Source organism: Streptomyces sp. NPDC020780, assembly GCF_044334475.1.
In the GTDB taxonomy this organism is placed as follows: domain Bacteria; phylum Actinomycetota; class Actinomycetes; order Streptomycetales; family Streptomycetaceae; genus Streptomyces.
Genome location: NZ_JBIRTB010000005.1, coordinates 379762 through 398445, shown reverse-complemented (window position 1 = coordinate 398445; position 18684 = coordinate 379762). Strand labels below are relative to the sequence as shown.

12 protein-coding genes, 1 pseudogene and 1 riboswitch are annotated in these 18684 nt (G+C 73.0%); of the genes and pseudogenes, 8 read left to right on the top strand and 5 right to left on the bottom strand.

The genetic code is table 11. The features are described 5' to 3' along the window. Positions 1–89: 89 nt before the first annotated feature. Positions 90–874, top strand: a pseudogene (locus ACH4VO_RS12430) (cation acetate symporter); the annotation flags it as partial. A gap of 91 nt (positions 875–965) precedes the next feature. Here the strand turns inward: ACH4VO_RS12430 and ACH4VO_RS12425 are convergent. The 3 genes from ACH4VO_RS12425 to ACH4VO_RS12415 all read right to left on the bottom strand — a co-directional run bounded on the left by ACH4VO_RS12425 (position 966) and on the right by ACH4VO_RS12415 (position 4907). Then, a complete protein-coding gene (locus tag ACH4VO_RS12425) occupies positions 966–1643 on the bottom strand; it encodes a response regulator (RefSeq protein WP_360988213.1) in 678 nt (225 codons plus the stop codon). Then, a complete protein-coding gene (locus ACH4VO_RS12420) occupies positions 1640–3385 on the bottom strand; it encodes a sensor histidine kinase (RefSeq protein WP_360988211.1) in 1746 nt (581 codons plus the stop codon). The genes ACH4VO_RS12425 and ACH4VO_RS12420 overlap by 4 nt, the downstream gene beginning before the upstream one ends. A gap of 175 nt (positions 3386–3560) precedes the next feature. Further along, positions 3561–4907, bottom strand: coding sequence for a citrate/2-methylcitrate synthase (locus tag ACH4VO_RS12415; RefSeq protein WP_360988209.1), 1347 nt, complete (start codon positions 4905–4907; stop codon positions 3561–3563). Between the two features lie 126 nt (positions 4908–5033). Between ACH4VO_RS12415 and ACH4VO_RS12410 the strand changes: the two genes are divergently transcribed. Together ACH4VO_RS12410 and ACH4VO_RS12405 are read left to right on the top strand one after the other, a co-directional pair. Beyond that, on the top strand, positions 5034–6194 hold the full coding sequence (locus ACH4VO_RS12410; RefSeq protein ID WP_360988207.1) for a citrate synthase/methylcitrate synthase: 1161 nt from the start codon (positions 5034–5036) through the stop codon (positions 6192–6194). A gap of 22 nt (positions 6195–6216) precedes the next feature. Continuing rightward, on the top strand, positions 6217–7287 hold the full coding sequence (locus tag ACH4VO_RS12405; RefSeq protein WP_360988205.1) for a GTP-binding protein: 1071 nt from the start codon (positions 6217–6219) through the stop codon (positions 7285–7287). 32 nt (positions 7288–7319) lie between these two features. Here the strand turns inward: ACH4VO_RS12405 and ACH4VO_RS12400 are convergent, their stop codons facing one another. Further along, positions 7320–9770, bottom strand: a complete 2451-nt coding sequence (locus tag ACH4VO_RS12400) for a DNA topoisomerase IV subunit A (RefSeq protein WP_360988203.1) — start codon at positions 9768–9770, stop codon at positions 7320–7322. Between the two features lie 247 nt (positions 9771–10017). On the opposite strand from ACH4VO_RS12400, the gene ACH4VO_RS12395 reads away from it, so the two are divergent. From ACH4VO_RS12395 to ACH4VO_RS12380, 4 genes are all read left to right on the top strand, one after another. Then, the gene (locus ACH4VO_RS12395) at positions 10018–11397 is read left to right on the top strand and encodes a pitrilysin family protein (protein ID WP_360988201.1); all 1380 of its coding nucleotides are present in this window, start codon (positions 10018–10020) and stop codon (positions 11395–11397) included. 26 nt (positions 11398–11423) lie between these two features. Further along, complete coding sequence (locus ACH4VO_RS12390; protein ID WP_360988365.1) at positions 11424–12806, top strand: pitrilysin family protein; 1383 nt, start codon at positions 11424–11426, stop codon at positions 12804–12806. A gap of 192 nt (positions 12807–12998) precedes the next feature. Next, positions 12999–13166: riboswitch (cyclic di-AMP (ydaO/yuaA leader) on the top strand. Between the two features lie 13 nt (positions 13167–13179). Continuing rightward, positions 13180–13953, top strand: coding sequence for a M23 family metallopeptidase (locus tag ACH4VO_RS12385; RefSeq protein WP_360988199.1), 774 nt, complete (start codon positions 13180–13182; stop codon positions 13951–13953). 271 nt (positions 13954–14224) lie between these two features. Next, positions 14225–14932 carry a GntR family transcriptional regulator gene (locus ACH4VO_RS12380; protein ID WP_360988197.1) on the top strand — a complete coding sequence of 236 codons (708 nt, stop codon included), beginning with the start codon at positions 14225–14227 and terminating at the stop codon, positions 14930–14932. Between the two features lie 190 nt (positions 14933–15122). Here ACH4VO_RS12380 and ACH4VO_RS12375 read toward each other — a convergent pair whose 3' ends face one another. Next, the gene (locus ACH4VO_RS12375; protein WP_360988195.1) at positions 15123–15404 is read right to left on the bottom strand and encodes an HPr family phosphocarrier protein; all 282 of its coding nucleotides are present in this window, start codon (positions 15402–15404) and stop codon (positions 15123–15125) included. Positions 15405–15568: 164 nt separating this feature from the next. On the opposite strand from ACH4VO_RS12375, the gene ACH4VO_RS12370 reads away from it, so the two are divergent. Continuing rightward, complete coding sequence (locus tag ACH4VO_RS12370; RefSeq protein WP_360988193.1) at positions 15569–18484, top strand: GNAT family N-acetyltransferase; 2916 nt, start codon at positions 15569–15571, stop codon at positions 18482–18484. Positions 18485–18684: the final 200 nt, after the last annotated feature.

Genomic DNA, 18684 nt, shown 5'->3' with positions numbered 1-18684 from the left:
GTGGCCGGATGCGCCTCCTCCGACCACGGGGCGGCCCGTGAGCCGCTCCCCTCCCCGACGCGCGTCGGCACACCGACGCAGGAATCCCCACCGTGCCCACCGCCCGGGCAGCCCGGCGCTCCGTCGTCTGGTCCATCGGGCTGATCGGCGGCGTCTACCTGATGACGATCGTGCTCGGGTTCGGGGCGGCCGCGCTGGTCGGTTCCGCGGAGGTGCGGGCGTGTCACGCCTCGGGGAACACGGCGGTTCCGCTCCTGGCTCTCGTACTCGGAGGCGGGGAGGGCACCACCGGGGGAACGGTCCTGTTCGCCGTCGTCGCGGCTGTCGCCTTCGCGATGATCCTGGCCGTGGTCGCGGGCATCACCCAGGCCTCCTCCGCATCGGTCCCCCACGACCTGTACGCCTCGCTGCGGCGCCCCCGGGCCCGGGCAGCGCAGCGAGGTCGGTGTGGCCAGGGCCGCCGCCGCGGACATCGGGGTGATCGCCATCGCCCTCGGCCTCCTCGCCCAGAACCTGAATGTCGCGTCCCTGGTGGGGCTGGCGTTCGCGGGGCGGCGTCCGCCGACCTGCCCGCCCTGCTCTACTCGTTGTTCTGGCGGAACTTCACCACGCGGGGAGCGGTGTGGGCCGTCTGCGGAGGGCTGATCCCGGCCGTCCTGCTGGTTCTGCCCTCCCGGTCGTCCCGGGAAGCCCGGCCGCGCTCTTCCCGGGCGTGGACTTCCAGCTCTTCCCCCTGGAGAACCCGGGACTGGTGTCCGTCCCGGCCGGGTTCCTGGCCGGCTGGCTCGGTACCGTCACCTCCCCCGGGCCGCCCGACGCGGCCAAGCACGCCGAGACGGAGGTCCGCTCGCGCACCGGAGCGGGGGCGGCGTAGGGAACGTCCCTGGGACGGCCGCCGCGGGGACCTGGAGCCCCTCGCGGGCTGTCGGACGGGGGCCACGGCCCCAGACGCACGAGAGCCGGTCTCAGGGGCCCGTGGCCCAGGTGTAGCGGTGTTCCGGGCGGCCGGTCTCGCCGTACCGCAGGGTCAGACGTACGCGGCCGGTGTGTTCCAGCAGTTTCAGATAGCGCTGGGCCGTCTGCCGGCTCATTCCGGCGCTCTCCGCGATCTCCTGCGCGGAGAGCGGTCCGCCGGCGGCACGCAGCGCCTGCCGCACGAGCTCCGCGGTCGTCGCCGAGTGCCCCTTGGGTAGCCCGGAGCCGGCCGTCGACCACAGGGCGCCGAACAGCCGGTCCACCTCCGGCTGCTCGGCCTCCCCGCCGGTCTCGAAGGTGTGGCGCAGCGCCGCGTACGCCTCCAGCTTGGTGCGGAGCCCGGCGAAGGCGAAAGGCTTCACGAGGTACTGGAGTGCTCCGTGGCGCATCGCCGCCTGAACAGTCGCGACGTCGCGAGCCGCCGTCACCATGATCACGTCGCTGGGATGCCCGGCCCCCCGCAGCTCCCGCACCACGGCCAGGCCGTTGCGGTCCGGCAGGTAGTAGTCCAGCAGGATCAGGTCGACGGGCACTTCGGCGGCCCTGGCGAGGGCGTCGGCGGCGGAGTGGGCCAGGGCGGCCACTCTGAAGCCGGGCACCTTGGACACGTAGGCCGCGTTGATCTGCGCGACCCGGACGTCGTCGTCCACGACCAGGACCTCGATCACGGGGTGTCTCCTGACGTCGGTGGCCGCACGTGTCCGGCCCGGCTGTTCCGTGCTCCCGTGCGCGGGGCGGCCGGGACTGCCGCGAACCCGCCGTCCGGGGGTCCCACGGGCCGGCCGGCCGGGGTGGGTTCGTCCAGGGCTTCCGGGAGGACGACGGTGAACACCGCACCGGTGCCGGGTGCGTCCGCCACGGACACGCTGCCCCCCTGGCGCTCCGCGAGCCGCCGCACCAGCGGCAGCCCCAGGCCGCGTTTTCCGTGGGCCGGCAGTTCCTTGGTCGACCAGCCCTCCAGGAAGATCGACTCCTGGCGGGCGGCCGGTACGCCCGGCCCGTTGTCCTGCACGCGCAGCACCACGGTACGTCCCTCGGTCCGCAGGCCCACCTCGATCCGGGCCTCCGCCGTCCCCGCGGCAGCGTCCAGGGCGTTGTCGACCAGGTTGCCGACCACTGTGACGAGGCCCCGCGGGTCCACCAGGCGGTCCGGCAGCAGCGTCCCGGGAGCCATCCGCAGCGCCACCCCGCGCTCGGCGGCCACCGTCGCCTTGCCGACGAGCAGCGCCGCCAGCAACGGATCGTGGACCTTCTCGGTGACCTGTTCGGCCGTCGCCCGGTGGACCCCCACCACCTCCGTGACGAACTCCATCGCGTCCTCGTGCATCTCCAGCTCCAGCAGCCCCAGGAGGGTGTGCAGCCGGTTGGCGTGTTCGTGGTCCTGCGCGCGGAGCGCGTCGATGAGGCCGCGGGTCGAGTCGAGCTCGCGGCCGAGGTACTCGAGCTCCGTGCGGTCACGCAGGGTCGCCACTGCCCCGCCGTCGTCGGTCGGCATCCGGTTGGCCAGCAGAACACGGCTGCCGCACACCGTGACGAGGTCGTCGCCGACGACCCGGCCGGCCAGCACGTCGGCGGTCCGGCCGGGCCCCAGGGCCTGCTCGAGCGGTGTGCCGGCCGCGTCGGGACCCAGGCCGAGCAGGCGCTGTGCCTCGTCGTTCAGCAGCCGGATCCGGCCCTTGGGGTCGAGGGCGACGACTCCCTCGCGAATGCTGTGGAGCATGGCCTCGCGTTCGGTCAGCAGCGCCGAGATGTCGGAGAACGCCAGGTCGTGGGTCTGGCGCTGGAGGCGGCGCGAGATCAGGTAGGCGGCCAGTGCGCCCACGGCCAGCGCCCCGCCCGCGTAGGCGAGCAGTCCGGGGATCGCCGCGAGCAGCCGGGCGCGGACGCTGTCGTACGCGATCCCGACCGAGACGGCGCCGACGATGCGGCCGGTCTCGTCGCGCAGCGGCACCTTCCCCCGGGCCGAGCGGCCGAGCGTGCCGCTGTCGATCTCCATGACGGTCCGGCCCGCGAGCGCCGTACTGGGGTCGGTGGAGACCTTCCTGCCGATCCGCGCCGTGTCCGTGTGCGACCAGCGCACCCCGCGCTTGTCCATGATCACCACGTACTCGGCCCCCGTGGACCGTCTGATCCGCTCGGCCGCGTCCTGGACGAAGCCGTCGGGGGAGGGGTCGGTGGTGAGCACCGACCGGGCGAGCCGGGGCTGCGCCGCCGTGCTCTGGGCGATCGCCAGGGCGCGGCGCATGGCCTGGTCGTCGAGCTGGGCGCTGAGCGGTGCCAGGAAGAGGCCGGTGACCAGGACCGTGACGCCGGTGATGATGGCCAGCTGCATCAGCAGGACCTGGGAGAAGACCCGCTTCGGCCAGCCGATCCGGCGCGGTCCCCGCGGAGTGGTCGGTGGGGCGCTCATCGTACGAACGGTAAGCGGAAGTCCGCGCTTCCCGAAATTCCGGCCGTCCGTCCTCGCTCGTGGGAGGCGTCGGGCGGGCCCCGGGCCCGGGACGCGCGGGCTAGGGGTCCGGGGACGGGGACCGGGAGCCCCCGGCGGGGGGGCGCTGCCTCCCGGACACGGCCGCCGACAGCCCTCAGGGCGCGGTCGGGCCCGAGGATGCAGGAGCCGGCGCGGAGGGCGGCTCGGGCGGCCCCGGTACGGGTACGGGCAGCGGCCGGGGCGGCCGCGGTCCGGTGTACTGCCCACGGGGCCGCATCCGCAGCGGCCGTTCCGCGTACTCCTCCAGCGCGTGCGCGATCCAGCCCGCTGTGCGGGACACCGCGAACACCGTCTCGCCCGCCTCCGACGGCATGCCGTACGCGACCGAGAGGACGGCCAGCGCCAGGTCGACATTGGCGTGCAGCGGTGCGTGGCGGGCGGTCGTGGCCACGACATCGCGGGCGGCCGCCAGCGCCGGCGCCGCTCGCGGCACATCCGCCAGCAGCGTGAACAGCAGCCGCGCCCGCGGATCCTCGCCCGAGTAGAGACGGTGCCCGAGCCCCGGCACCCGCCGGCCGGTGCGCAGGTGATCGGCGACGACCGGGGCCGCGCTGCCCCGGTCCACGACCTCGGACAGCATGCGGTGCGCCAACCCGCTCGCGGCCCCGTGCAGCGGGCCTTCGAGGACGCCGAGCCCTGCGGACACCACCGCGTACGGGTGCGCGTGGGCCGAAGCGGCGACGCGCGCAGCCAGGGTCGAGGCCGCCAGATCGTGATCGGCCAGCAGGGCGAGGGCGGTGTCCAGCACGGCCAGCGACGCCGCGTCGGCCGGCGTGCCGGAGAGGCGGCGCCACAGCTGACCGGCCAGGGAACCGCCTTCGCCGTCCTCCGGGTCCGCCGGCGGCGCTCCGGCCACCGGAAGGGCCCCGACCAGGGTGGGGATCAGGCTGCGCGCGCTGTCGAGCACCCCCGGCGGGGAGAGGTCGAACCGCAGCGGATCGACTGCCGCGGCGGCTGCGACGGCAGCGCGCAGCCGGTCCGTGGAACTGCTGTGCGCGGGGAGCGCCGCGCCGACCCGCCGGGCCGCCGCGAGGGATTCCGGCGGTGCGGTGAAGCGGGCTCCCGGGCGGAGCTCGCCGGTCCAGATCCACTCCGCGACAGCCTCGTACCCGTACCGGCGGGCCAGAGTGGTCGCGTCGACGCCCCGGAAGTAGTAACCGTCCGGCTCGATCAGCGTGATGGCGGTGCGGAAGACCAGGTCACCGGCGGTGGCAGGGTTCTCCCTGCGGCCCGTCCGCCCGGCCAGGCGCTCGACCTCGGCGGGATCGAAGGTGGACCCACGTCCGCCGGGGGAGCGCCTGCTGCTGAGCTGCCCCCGGCTCACGTACGCGTACACGGTCTCGGGCTTCACCCCGAGCAGCTCGGCCGCCTCCCGGGTGGTGAGCCTGCGCGCCTCCGCCGCGTCGTGCGCGCTCGTGCCGTGTGCTGCCTCATACGTCATGGCCCACACGGTATCCCTCACCGCATGCATCGTGGTTCACATTGATTCAATCAATATTGACATTGAATAAGTCAATCAAGGACAGTCGAATCAATGTGCACTTCCTCGGTGAAGGAGAGACCGGACATGTCTGCCTTGAGCACGGAAACCCCGATCGCCGCACCCCGCGGCCTCGCCGGTGTGACCGTCACGGACACCACGATCGGCGACGTCCGCGGGCGCGAGGGCTTTTACCACTACCGCCAGTACTCGGCGATCGAGCTGGCGGAGAGCCGCACCTTTGAGGACGTCTGGTACCTGATGTTCCACGGCGAACTGCCCGGCCGGGCCGCGAGCGCAGGTTTCGCCGCCCGTACGGCGGCTCTGCGCCGGCTGCCCCCCGAGGTGCGCGAGGCGCTGCCGGCCCTCGCACGCGCCGGAGCCGTCTCGGGTCCGCTGGCGGGCCTGCGCACCGCGCTCTCGCTGCTCGGCGCCTCCGCCGGATTCCGGCCGCTGTACGACATCGACGCCGATCGCCGCCGCGGTGACGCACTCACCGCCTGCGCCGCGGTCCCCACCGTGCTGACCGCTCTGTACCGGCTCGGCCAGGGCCTCCAGCCGGTCGAACCGCGCGACGACCTGCCGTTCGCCGCCAACTACCTCTACATGCTCACGGGGGAGGAACCGGACACCGCGCGGACCGCGGCCGTCGAGCGGTACCTCATCGCCACCGTCGACCACGGCTTCAACGCCTCGACGTTCACCGCCCGGGTGGTCGCCTCCACCGGCGCGGACACGGCGGCCTGCCTGGTCGCCGCGGTCGGCGCCCTCTCCGGCCCCCTGCACGGCGGTGCGCCCAGCCGGGCCCTGGACACGCTGGACGCCATCGGCACCCCCGACCGTATCGACGGCTGGATCCGTGAACAGGTCCTCGCCGGTGGCCGGATCATGGGATTCGGGCACCCGGTCTACCGCACCGAGGACCCCCGCTCCCGCATGCTGCGTTCGCTCGCCCAAGGCTTCGGCGGCCCGCTCGTCGACTTCGCCGTCGAGGTGGAGCGGCAGGTGGAGACCATCCTCGCCGAGCTCAAGCCGGGGCGTGAGCTCCACACCAACGTGGAGTTCTACGCCGGGGTCGTCATGGAGCTGTGCGGGCTGCCCCGCGAGATGTTCACCCCTACTTTCTGCGTGGCGCGTACGGTCGGCTGGGGCGCCAATATCCTGGAGCAGGCGGAGGACTCCAAGATCATCCGCCCGGCGGCCCGTTACGTCGGGCCCCCGCCCCCACACCCCGTGCCGGCGCCCTGACCGACCCCGAGGAAGGCCCCCGTTGACCCCGCCCCGCGCCCCGCAGATCCCGGTCGTCGTCCTGGCGGGGTTCCTCGGATCCGGCAAGACGACCCTGCTCAACCACTTGCTCCGCAACAGGGCCGGCAACCGGATCGGCGTTCTCGTCAACGACTTCGGGTCCATCGAGATCGACGCGATGACCGTCGCCGGCCAGGTCGGCTCCACGGTCTCGCTGGGCGACGGCTGCCTGTGCTGCGCCGTCGACGCGAGCGAACTCGACACCTACCTGGAGACGCTCACCAGGCCCGCCGCCCGGCTCGACGTGATCGTCATCGAGGCCAGCGGACTCGCCGAGCCGCAGGAACTCGTACGGATGCTGCTGGCCAGCGACAACCCGCACATCCGGTACGGAGGGCTGGTCGAGGTCGTCGACGCCGCCGAGTTCGCGGCCACCCGGGAGCGCCACCCGGAGACCGACCGCCATCTCGCCGTCGCCGACCTCATCGTGCTGAACAAGGCCGACCGGGTGCCGGAAGCGGAACTCGAGGCCCTGCACGAGGTGATCGCGGCGGCCGGCAACAGGGCGGCGATCGTCCGCACCGCGTACGGGAGGGTCGATCCCGGACTGCTCCTCGACCCCGTGAACCGGCCGGACGAGGACGGCGGCACACGGCAGCTGACCTTCGAGGACCTCCTCGCGGACCACGGCCACGACCACGACGACCACCCGCACGCGGCGTACGAGAGCGTCTCCTTCACCTCCAGGACGCCGGTGGACCCGCGCCGGCTCATGGCGTTCCTCGACTCCAGGCCCGCCGGCCTCTACCGGATCAAGGGATGCGTCGACTTCGGCGCCGGCGACCCCGCCCACCGGTACACCGTCCACGCGGTCGGCAGGTTCCTGCGGTTCGTCCCGCTCCCCTGGGCCCGGGACGAACCGCGATGCACCCAACTCGTGCTGATCGGCTCCGGCATCGACGCCGAGGCGCTGCGCAAGGAGCTCGCGGACTGCTGCGAGAGCCGGACGGGGCCCACCGAGGAGCTGGAGCGCGGCATGTGGGGCGTCCTGCGGTACGTACGGCAGCCGCAGGAGGAGGCCGGCGAGGCCTGAGCGGCGGTCGCCGCCCCGGCCTCGCCGCGTTCCTACAGCGGTCCGGCGATCACGGCGACCGGCTTCTCCAGCGGCGTGCCCGAACCGTCACGGCGCGGGTCGGGGGCCGGCAGTTCCGCCGGTGCGCCGTTGCGCTGCGCGGCCTTGGCCGGCACCCCGCCCGCCCAGCCGAAGACCAGGACGTCCTCCCCCTTGAGGAAGCGCTGACAGCGCACCCCCCCGGTGGCCCGGCCCTTGCGCGGGTACTGGTCGAGCGGGGTGAGCTTCGCGGTCAGCTCCGAATCGTCCAGCGTGCCGTGCGATCCGGCCACGGTGAACACCACGGCGTCCGCCGCCGGATCCACCGCCGTGAAGGAGAGCACCGACGCGCCCGCCGCGAGTTTGACGCCCGCCATGCCGCCCGCGGCCCGGCCCTGCGGGCGCACCTGCGCGGCCGGGTAGCGCAGCAGTTGCGCGTCGGACGTGATGAAGACCAGGTCCTCCTCGCCCGTGCGCAGCTCCACCGCGCCGACGATCCGGTCACCGTCCTTCAGCGTGATGACCTCCAGCTCGTCCTTGTTCGCCGGGTAGTCGGGCACCACGCGCTTGACCACCCCCTGCAGGGTGCCGACGGCCAGGCCGGGCGACGCCTCGTCCAGCGTGGTGAGGCAGATCAGCTCTTCGCCGGCCTCCAGGGTGAGGAACTCCGAGACCTGCGCCCCGCCCGACAGGTTGGGAGCCGCGTGGGTGTCCGGCAGCTGAGGCAGGTCGATCACGGACAGGCGCAGCAGCCGCCCGGTGGACGTCACCGCCCCCACGTCGCCGCGTGCCGTCGCGGGGACGGCCGAGACGATCACGTCGTGCTTCGTACGCGGGGCGTCCTCGGCCGCGACGACCTGGTCCGCGTTGGCCGTACGGGCCAGCAGGCCGGTCGAGGACAGCAGCACCCGGCACGGATCGTCGGCGACCTCGAGCGGGACGGAGGCGACCTGCGAACCGGCCGACTCCAGCAGCACGGTGCGCCGGTCGGTGCCGAACTTCTTCGCCACCGCGGCGAGTTCGCCCGACACCAGCTTGCGCAGCTCCGCGTCCGACTCCAGGATCGCGGTCAGCCCGGCGATCTCGTCGTTCAGCCGGTCGCGCTCGCCCTCCAGCTCGATCCGGTCGAACCGGGTGAGCCTGCGCAGCGGCGTGTCCAGGATGTACTGGGTCTGGATGTCGCTCAGCGAGAAGCGCTCCATCAGGCGCTCCTTGGCCTGCGCGGAGTTGTCGCTGTCGCGGATGAGGCGGATGACCTCGTCGATGTCGAGGAGCGCGACCAGGAGGCCCTCGACCAGGTGCAGCCGGTCCCGGCGCTTGGTCCTCCGGAACTCGCTGCGCCGGCGTACGACGTCGAAGCGGTGGTCGAGGTAGACCTCCAGGAGCTCCTTGAGTCCCAGGGTGAGCGGCTGCCCGTCGACCAGCGCCACGTTGTTGATGCCGAAGGACTCCTCCATCGGCGTCAGCTTGTAGAGCTGCTCCAGCACGGCCTCCGGTACGAAGCCGTTCTTGACCTCGATCACCAGGCGCAGGCCGTGGGCCCGGTCGGTGAGGTCCTTGACGTCCGCGATGCCCTGGAGCTTCTTCGCCCCGACGAGGTCCTTGATCTTGGCGATCACCTTCTCCGGGCCGACGGTGAAGGGGAGTTCGGTGACGACGAGCCCCTTGCGGCGGGCGGTGACGCTCTCTATGGCCACGGTCGCGCGGATCTTGAACGAGCCGCGTCCCTTGGCGTAGGCGTCCTTGATGCCGCCGAGCCCGACGATCCGCCCGCCGGTCGGCAGGTCGGGTCCCGGGACGAAGCGCATCAGCGTCTCGAGGTCGGCGCCCGGGTGCCTGATGAGGTGGCGGGCGGCGGCGATCACCTCGCCGAGGTTGTGCGGGGGCATGTTGGTCGCCATGCCGACCGCGATCCCCGAGGCGCCGTTGACCAGGAGGTTCGGGTAGGCGGCGGGGAGGACGACCGGCTCCTGCTCCTGGCCGTCGTAGTTCGACTGGAAGTCGACGGTGTCCTCGTCGATCGACTCCGTCATGAGTGAGGTGGCGTCGGCCATCCGGCACTCGGTGTACCGCATGGCCGCCGGCGGGTCGTCGTTGCCGAGCGAGCCGAAGTTGCCGTGTCCGTCGACGAGGGGCAGCCGCATCGAGAACGGCTGTGCCATGCGCACCAGTGCGTCGTAGATCGACGCGTCCCCGTGCGGGTGCAACTTGCCCATCACCTCGCCCACGACGCGGGCGCACTTGACGTAGCCCCGGTCGGGGCGCAGCCCCATCTCGTTCATCTGGGACACGATGCGGCGGTGCACGGGCTTCATGCCGTCGCGGGCGTCGGGCAGAGCCCTGGAGTAGATCACCGAGTACGCGTACTCGAGGAAGGAGCCCTGCATTTCGTCGACGACGTCGATGTCGAGGATCTTCTCCTCGAAGTCGTCCGGCGGCGGGGTCTTCGTGCTGCGGCGGGCCATCGCGGCTGCGACTCCTTCACAGATTCTGTCGGGCAACCTCAGGGTTCTGACGCGGACCATTGTGGACCGCCGCACCGACAACGCCGACCTCGACCCGTCCGAAGCGGCCTGCGGAGCCCCCCGGGAGCCCCTGTGTACGGCACCGTCCACGGCATCATTCACCCGACGGGAACTTCGCCAGGTGCCCGTGCGCTTGCTTACAGTGGCAGGTCCGGCAGGAAAACCTGTACCGATCGAAGGGACGTACATGCCCATGGGTCACACGGCCACAGCCCAGGCCGGCTCCGGCGGCTTGACGGCGACCGAGCACCGCCTGGCCAACGGCCTGCGCGTGGTGCTCTCCGAGGACCATCTGACCCCGGTCGCCGCCGTCTGCCTCTGGTACGACGTCGGCTCCCGTCACGAGGTCGAGGGACGCACGGGACTCGCGCACCTCTTCGAGCACCTGATGTTCCAGGGCTCCGGCCAGGTGAAGGGGAACGGCCACTTCGAACTGGTGCAGGGGGCGGGCGGTTCCCTCAACGGCACCACCAGCTTCGAGCGCACCAACTACTTCGAGACGATGCCCACGCACCAGCTGGAGCTGGCTCTGTGGCTCGAGGCGGACCGGATGGGCTCCCTGCTCGCCGCGCTCGACGAGGAGTCCATGGAGAACCAGCGGGACGTCGTGAAGAACGAGCGCCGCCAGCGGTACGACAACGTCCCGTACGGCACGGCGTTCGAGAGGCTCACGGCGCTCGCCTACCCGGAGGGCCACCCGTACCACCACACGCCGATCGGTTCGATGGCCGACCTGGACGCGGCGACCCTCGAGGACGCCCAGGCGTTCTTCCGCACGTACTACGCGCCCAACAACGCGGTGCTCTCGGTGGTCGGGGACATCGACCCGGAGCAGACCCTGGCCTGGGTCGAGAAGTACTTCGGCTCCATCCCGTCCCACGACGGCAAGCAGCCGCCGCGCGACGGCACGCTCCCCGGCATCATCGGCGAGCAGCTGCGCGAAGTGGTCCACGAGGAGGTTCCCGCCCGTGCGCTGATGGCCGCCTACCGGCTGCCGCACGACGGGACACGGGAGTGCGACGCCGCCGACCTGGCCCTCACCGTGCTCGGTGGCGGGGAGTCCTCCCGCCTGCACAACCGCCTGGTGCGACGCGACCGTACGGCGGTCGCCGCCGGATTCGGGCTGCTCAGGCTCGCCGGAGCGCCCTCCCTGGGATGGCTGGACGTCAAGACGTCCGGTGGCGTCGAGGTGCCGCAGATCGAGACGGCCGTCGACGAGGAGCTGGCCCGGTTCGCCGAGGAGGGCCCCACCCCCGAGGAAATGGAGCGGGCCCAGGCGCAGTTGGAGCGCGAGTGGCTCGACCGGCTCGGCACGGTCGCTGGCCGTGCCGACGAACTCTGCCGGTACGCCGTACTCTTCGGCGACCCGCAGCTCGCCCTGACCGCGGTGCGGCGCGTCCTCGACGTGAGCGCCGAGGAGGTACGGGACGCCGCCCGGGCCCATCTGCGGCCCGACAACCGCGCGGTCCTGGTCTACGAGCCGGTCGAACCGGCCGACGAGGCCGGGGGAACGGCGGAGGAAGCTCCGGCGGACACCGCCGGCGCGCACGAGGGGGCCGACAAGTGACCGACGCCGCCGTGACTGGAGTGACGATGGAGTACCACCCGCAGCCGACCGCCGGCGAGGCCAGGCCGTGGGCCTTCCCCGCGCCCGAGCGCGGCGCCCTGCCCAACGGGCTGACCGTGCTGCGCTGCCACCGCCCCGGCCAGCAGGTCGTCGCCGTGGAGATCTTCCTGGACGCGCCGCTGGACGCCGAGCCCGACGGCCTGGACGGGGTCGCCACGATCATGGCGCGGGCCCTGTCCGAGGGCACGGACAAGCACTCCGCGGAGGAGTTCGCCGCCGAGCTGGAGCGCTGCGGTGCCACGCTCGACGCGCACGCCGACCACCCCGGCATCCGGGTCTCCCTGGAAGTCCCGGTCTCCCGGCTGGCCAAGGCGCTCGGCCTGGTCGCCGAGGCGCTGCGCGCCCCGGCCCTCTCCGGGAGCGAGATCGAGCGCCTGGTGGGCAACCGGCTCGACGAGATCCCCCACGAGCAGGCCAACCCGGCCCGGCGCGCCGCCAAGCAGCTCTCCAAGGAGCTCTTCCCGGCCACGGCGCGCATGTCGCGCCCGCGCCAGGGCACCGAGGAGACGGTGCGCCGGATCGACGCCGAGGCCGTACGCGCCTTCTACGACGCCCATGTCCGCCCGTCCACGGCGACGGCGGTGGTCGTCGGTGACCTCACCGGCGTGGACCTGGACGCGCTCCTGGCCGACACGCTCGGCGACTGGTCGGGCAACACCGCCCAAGCCCGGCCCGTGCCGCCGATCACCGCGGACGACACCGGCCGCGTCGTCATCGTGGACCGGCCCGGTGCCGTTCAGACGCAGCTGCTGATCGGCCGGATCGGCGCGGACCGGCACGACAGCGTGTGGCCGGCCCAGGTCCTCGGCACGTACTGCCTGGGCGGCACCCTCACCTCGCGGCTGGACCGCGTGCTGCGTGAGGAGAAGGGCTACACGTACGGGGTCCGGGCCTTCGGTCAGGTCCTGCGCTCGGCGGCGCCCGGCTCCTCCACGGGGGCGACCGGCGCGGCGATGCTCGCCATCAGTGGTTCCGTGGACACGGAGTCCACCGGTCCCGCGCTGGCGGACCTGTGGACGGTCCTGCGGACCCTGGCGGCCGAAGGGCTCACCGACGCCGAGCGGGAGACCGCGGTGCAGAACCTCGTGGGGGTGGCCCCGCTGAAGTACGAGACGGCGGCCTCCGTCGCGGGCACCCTGGCCGACCAGGTGGAGCAGCACCTTCCGGACGACTACCAGGCCCGGCTGTACGCGCGCCTGGCAGAGACCGGCACCGTCGAGGCGACCGCCGCGGTGGTCAGCGCCTTCCCGGTGGACCGGCTGGTCACCGTCCTCGTCGGGGACGCCGCGCAGATCGCGGAGCCCGTCAGGGCACTGGGTATCGGCGAGGTGTCGGTCGTCAGCGGCTGACCCAGCGGCAGCGGACGGGCCCCGGCGAGTGAAGCCGCGCCGGGGCCCGTCTCTTTGTCCGGCTTGAGTGATGATCATCCGGTATGCCCTGTGGGATGTGTGACAAAAGCCCGTCTTCGTTTGGTGAACGACAGGCGCCCGTCCTAGCGTCGGCTCGGCTGTCCGCCGGACATCAGCCGCGACCGCGGCACCGGGCAGCCATCGCCGAGTCCCCGTCAGGCGCGAGCCTGGGGAGCCGGGGACCCACGCAGTCCCTGGGGTGAATCGGGCCCCTGCGTCCCGTGCGGGACGCAGGGGCCCGTAGGAGACCTTCCTGCTCCGAACCCGTCAGCTAACCCGGTAGGCGAGAAGGAAGGAAAGGATCAACTCCTCCATGGCGTTCACCCGTGCCACCGGGAAGCACCGTGCCCCGAGCCGCCTGTCGCGCCACGGCGCCCGGGCCGTCGGCATCGCGGCCCTGGCCACCGTCGGCGCCACGGCGTCCCCCGCCCTCGCCGCCGACTCCGACGCCCCCGCAGTCAGCACCACCGGACTGACCCAGGCCGTCGCCATCGACACCACCCTCGCCGCTCAGATCGAGGCCCAGGCCGAGGCCCAGCAGCACCAGGCCGACCTGGCGGCGCAGGCCGAGGCGGAGGCCCGTGCGAAGGCCGAGGCGAAGCGCAAGGCGGAGGCCCGTGCCGCCGAGGTGCGCGAGGAGAAGGCACGCGCCGCCCGCGCCGCGGAGCGCGCCCGGCTCAACGCCTTCCACCTCCCGGTCGCCGGTTCGTACGTGACCACCGGCTACAAGTCGGGCGGCTCCCTCTGGTCCTCCGGCAGCCACTCCGGTGTGGACTTCCGCGCCGCCTCCGGCACCTCCGTGGTCGCGGTCGGCGCCGGCACGGTCGTCGAGGCGGGCTGGGGCGGTGCGTACGGCAACAACATCGTGCTCCGGATGGCGGACGGCACGTACACCCAGTACGGCCACCTCTCCTCGATCGGCGTCTCCGTCGGCCAGAGCGTCGCCTCGGGTGAGCGGATAGGCCTCTCGGGCTCGACGGGCAACTCCACGGGGCCGCACCTGCACTTCGAGGCGCGGACGAGCCCGGAGTACGGCTCGGACATGGACCCTGTCGCATACCTCCGCGCCCACGGCGTCCAGGTCTGACAGGTCCGGCGCCCGGGACGGCCCCCGGTCGGCGCGGCGCCACTCCACCGAAGGCCCCAAGCCCGCCGGGGCCTTCGGCGTGCCCCGGCGACCCCACGGACCCCACGGACCCCACAGACCCTTCCGGATCCGCATCTGGCCGAAGCCGTCCGTGGCCAGAAGATATCCATGAATTCGACCCCGCCGTCGGGAATTACGGCGGATTGCAATAGAGTCACAGAACAGGCGTCGATCGGCCGCGTTCCGCGGGGATCAAGGCGGAGGTTCGGACATGCGTATTCCCGCGCATTCGGTATGCACGGCTGTCCGTGACGACATCGTCTCCGGTGTCTTCGCGCGCGGCAGCCGCCTGACCGAAGAGGTACTCGCGCGTCGTTACGGCGTCTCCCGCGTCCCGGTGCGCGAGGCGCTGCGCACCCTGGAGTCCGAGGGGTTCGTCGTCACCCGCCGGCACGCCGGCGCCTGCGTGGCCGAGCCCACGGAAGAGGAGGCAGCCGACCTGCTGGAGATCCGGATGCTCCTGGAGCCGCTGGGCGCCGCGCGAGCCGCGCAGCGCCGCAGCGAGGCACACCTCAAGGTGCTCCGCGGGCTGGTCAGGCTGGGGCAGGAGCGGGTGCGGCGCGGGGAGGGGGAGGATCTGCGCTCGCTGGGCGGCTGGTTCCACGAGACGCTGGCCCAGGCGTCCGGCAGCCCCGCGCTGATCGCGCTGCTCACCCAGCTCCGCCACAAGATCGCCTGGATGTACACCGTCGAGCAGCCGGTCCGGCCCGCCGACTCGTGGGCCGAGCACGGAGCCATCGTGGACGCCGTGGCCCGCGGAGATGCGGAACGCGCCAGGGCCCTCGCCGCCCAGCACGCCGAACGCGCCACCGCCGCGCACCGGCTGCGCCGCGTGGGCCGGACGGGGCGCGCGGCGACGGGCGGAACGCGGGTGAGCACTTCGCAACACGCCGTAAACATCGTGGGGCTACGCCATTAACAACGGCGCCGTATACAAAGAAGGTAATTCCCGGGGGATTTCTTTCTGCTGCCCTTCTTCAGGATTTACCGGCCGCTCGGCGGTCATTGAAGGCGGGTTCCGGTACACCCGGGAACGGGAAAGCCGCGGCTCCCGGGAAAGGGATGCCGCGGCTCAGGTGCCCAAGAGGCTCCGGCGGAAACCAGCCGGATCAGACGGTCTCGGGAAGCTCGTCCAGGCCCTCGGCGACCAGCTTCGCCAGACGGTCCAGGGCAGCCTCGGCGTCGTCGGCCTCGGACGCGAGCACGATCTCCTCGCCGCCCTGGGCGCCCAGGCCGAGTACCGCGAGCATGGAGGCCGCGTTGACCGGGTTTCCGTCGGCCTTGGCGATCGTCACGGGGATGCCGGAGGCCGTGGCGGCACGGACGAAGATGGAAGCGGGGCGGGCGTGCAGGCCCTCGGTCCAACCGACGTTGACGCGGCGCTCAGCCATGGTTCTGCCCTTCACGAATCAATGGTTGTCTAGACCAGTCTCTCATGCGGCACATGCTGCCGTGCCCCGCCTCCGGCCCCGGTCGCCCACCGCCGGCGGCACCCCTCAGCGTGCCCCCGCCCCGAACCCTCCGCTACCGGTGTGCCTGGCCGTAGGCTTTGTCCATGGAGCCGACCCGGGAGCAGAGTCCGCCTCACGCGTACCCCGACCACTGGGAGGCCGACGTGGTGCTCCGCGACGGCGGTACGGCGCGCATCAGGCCCATCACCACGGACGACGCCGAGCGGCTGGTCAGCTTCTACGAGCAGGTCTCCGCCGAGTCGAAGTACTACCGCTTCTTCGCGCCGTACCCGCGTCTCTCCGCCAAGGACGTGCACCGCTTCACCCATCACGACTACGTCGACCGGGTCGGCCTGGCCGTCACGATCGGCGGCGAGTTCATCGCCACTGTCCGCTACGACCGGATCGACGCCCAGGGCAGGCCCGCGTCCGCCCCCGCCGACGAGGCGGAGGTCGCCTTCCTCGTCCAGGACGCCCACCAGGGCCGCGGCGTGGCCTCGGCGCTTCTCGAACACATCGCGGCCGTCGCCCGGGAGCGGGGCATCCGCCGCTTCGCCGCCGAGGTCCTGCCCGCCAACAACAAGATGATCAAGGTGTTCCGCGACGCCGGGTACACCCAGCAGCGCAGTTTCGAGGACGGGTCGGTCCACCTCACCCTCGACCTGGAGCCGACCGCCGAGTCCCTCGCCGTCCAGCGCGGCCGTGAACAGCGGGCCGAGGCCCGCTCCGTGCAGCGCCTCCTGGCCCCCGGCTCGGTCGCCGTCGTCGGGGCCGGCCGGGCACCCGGCGGGGTCGGCCGCACGGTGCTGCGCAACCTGCTGGGCTCGGGCTTCACCGGACGCGCGTACGCGGTGAACCGGTCCTTCGCCGCCGGCCAGGGAGCGATCGACGGCGTGCCCGCGTACCGTTCCGTCGGCGAGATCGGGGAGCGGGTCGACCTTGCGGTCGTCGCGGTCCCCGCCGACCGGGTGCCGGAGGCGGTCGCCGACTGCGGGGAACACGGGGTCCAGGGGCTCGTCGTGCTCTCCGCCGGATACGCCGAGAGCGGCACCGAAGGCCGGGAGCGCCAGCGCGAACTGGTCCGGCAGGCCCGCTCGTACGGCATGCGGATCATCGGCCCCAACGCCTTCGGCATCATCAACACCTCCGAGGCCGTCCGGCTGAACGCCTCCCTCGCCCCCGAGTCGCCCGCGGCCGGACGCATCGGGCTCTTCACCCAGTCCGGCGCCATCGGCATCGCCGTGCTCTCCGGCCTCCACCGGCGCGGCGCGGGCCTGTCGACGTTCATCTCCGCGGGCAACCGCGCCGACGTCTCCGGCAACGACTTCCTGCAGTACTGGTTCGAGGACCAGGACACCGACGTGGCCCTGCTCTACCTCGAATCGCTCGGCAACCCGCGCAAGTTCACCCGGCTCGCCCGCCGCACGGCGGCGGTGAAACCGGTGGTCGTGGTGAAGGGCGCCCGGCACAGCGGCTCGGCCCCTCAAGGCCACGCCGTCCCGGTGAGCCGGATCCCCGACGCGACGGTCTCCGCGCTGATGCGGCAGGCGGGCGTGATCCGCGTCGACACGGTGACCGAGATGGTCGACGCCGGCCTGCTCCTCGCCGGCCAGCCCCTGCCCGCCGGCCCCAGGGTCGCGATCCTCGGCAACTCCGAGTCGCTCGGCCTCCTGACGTACGACGCCTGCCTGGCCGAGGGGCTGCGCCCGAGGCCGCCGCGCGACCTCACCACGGCGGCGGGGCCGCAGGACTTCCGCGACGCGCTGGCGGAAGCGCTCGCCGACCGGACGTGTGACGCCGTCGTCGTCACCGCGATCCCGTGGGTGGGGGAGAACGGCGAGGCGGAGACCGGGGACGGCGAGGTGCTGGCCGCCGCGCTGCGTGAGGCGGCGGCCACGGGTCCGGCCAAGCCGGTGGCGGTGGTGCACGTGGAGATGGGCGGCCTGGCAGAGGCCCTGGCGGCAGCCACGAGCACGGCCACCCCGCCCGACCCGCCCACGTCCGGACAGGGCGTACGCGAAGACGTACGCACCCCGGACGGTCCTCCTGCGGCCCCTGTGACTCCGCCTCCTGCGGCTCCGGTCTCTCCTGCGGTTCCCTCACCTCCTGCGGCCTCCGGCACCTGTACCCCGGGAGTCCCTGCGGGGCGGATCCCCGCCTACCCGGCCGCCGAGCGGGCCGTCCGCGCGCTCGGCGAGGCGGTGAAGTACGCGCAGTGGAGGCGTCAGGCGGCCGTCCCCGGCAAGGTGCCCGAGTTCCTCGACGAGACCATCGACGAGCAGGGAGCCGCAGCGCTGATCGAGGGGCTCCTCGGCAAGGACTCCGACCCTCGCGGCCGCCCCCTCACCCCGGACGAGGCCGGCGACCTGCTCGGGCTGTACGGCATCACCGTCCGGCCGGCCCTCCCGGCTCCCGATCCGGAGACCGCCGTCGCCGCCGCCGCGCGGATCGGCTACCCGGTCGCGCTCAAGACCACGGCTCCGCACCTCCGCCACCGGGCGGACCTCGGGGGAGTCCGGCTCGACCTCGCGGGCGAGGGCGCCCTGCGCCGCGCCTACGGCGAACTGACCGAACTCCTCGGCACACCCGCCGAACTCCGGCCCGTCGTCCAGGCCATGGCACCGCGAGGGGTCGACACCGTCGTACGGGCGTCGATCGACGCGGCAGCCGGGGCGGTCCTCTCCTTCGGCCTGGCCGGCGCGCCCTCCGAACTCCTCGGCGACACCGCGCACCGCCTCGTCCCCGCCACCGACCGCGACGCCGCCGACCTGGTGCGTTCCATCCGGGCGGCGCCGATGCTCTTCGGCTGGCGCGGTTCCGCCCCGGCGGACACCGCGGCGCTGGAGGAGCTGCTGCTGCGGCTCTCCCGGCTGGTCGACGACCACCCCGAGGTCGTGTCGGTCGCGCTGGAACCCGTCGTGGTCGCCACGCACGGCCTGACCGTCCTCGGCGCCGGCGTCCGGCTTGCCCCGCCTCCGGCCCGTACCGACCTAGGCCCCCGCCGGCTCCCCAGCTACTGACCGGCGCTCTCCACCCACGGTGACGGCTTCGCGAGCGCCCCGCGCACGACACCGAGGCCGGTCCCGTCGTCCCGCGCGGGCGCACGACGACTGTCACACCACCTCGCCGCGTCACCGGCACGTCCGCATACGTGCGGTACGCGGACGCGCCTTGCGCCCTGCGACGCACCGCATCCGGTGCCGTGCACCGATCCACCAGG

What these genes read in the sequence shown, in the direction of transcription:
- ACH4VO_RS12420 (WP_360988211.1), bottom strand. Translation starts at nt 3,385, where the DNA reads ATGAGCGCCCCACCGACCACTCCGCGGGGACCGCGCCGGATCGGCTGG.
- ACH4VO_RS12415 (WP_360988209.1), bottom strand. Translation starts at nt 4,907, where the DNA reads ATGACGTATGAGGCAGCACACGGCACGAGCGCGCACGACGCGGCGGAG.
- ACH4VO_RS12410 (WP_360988207.1), top strand. Translation starts at nt 5,034, where the DNA reads ATGTCTGCCTTGAGCACGGAAACCCCGATCGCCGCACCCCGCGGCCTC.
- ACH4VO_RS12400 (WP_360988203.1), bottom strand. Translation starts at nt 9,770, where the DNA reads ATGGCCCGCCGCAGCACGAAGACCCCGCCGCCGGACGACTTCGAGGAG.
- ACH4VO_RS12395 (WP_360988201.1), top strand. Translation starts at nt 10,018, where the DNA reads ATGCCCATGGGTCACACGGCCACAGCCCAGGCCGGCTCCGGCGGCTTG.
- ACH4VO_RS12390 (WP_360988365.1), top strand. Translation starts at nt 11,424, where the DNA reads ATGGAGTACCACCCGCAGCCGACCGCCGGCGAGGCCAGGCCGTGGGCC.
- ACH4VO_RS12385 (WP_360988199.1), top strand. Translation starts at nt 13,180, where the DNA reads ATGGCGTTCACCCGTGCCACCGGGAAGCACCGTGCCCCGAGCCGCCTG.
- ACH4VO_RS12380 (WP_360988197.1), top strand. Translation starts at nt 14,225, where the DNA reads ATGCGTATTCCCGCGCATTCGGTATGCACGGCTGTCCGTGACGACATC.
- ACH4VO_RS12375 (WP_360988195.1), bottom strand. Translation starts at nt 15,404, where the DNA reads ATGGCTGAGCGCCGCGTCAACGTCGGTTGGACCGAGGGCCTGCACGCC.
- ACH4VO_RS12370 (WP_360988193.1), top strand. Translation starts at nt 15,569, where the DNA reads ATGGAGCCGACCCGGGAGCAGAGTCCGCCTCACGCGTACCCCGACCAC.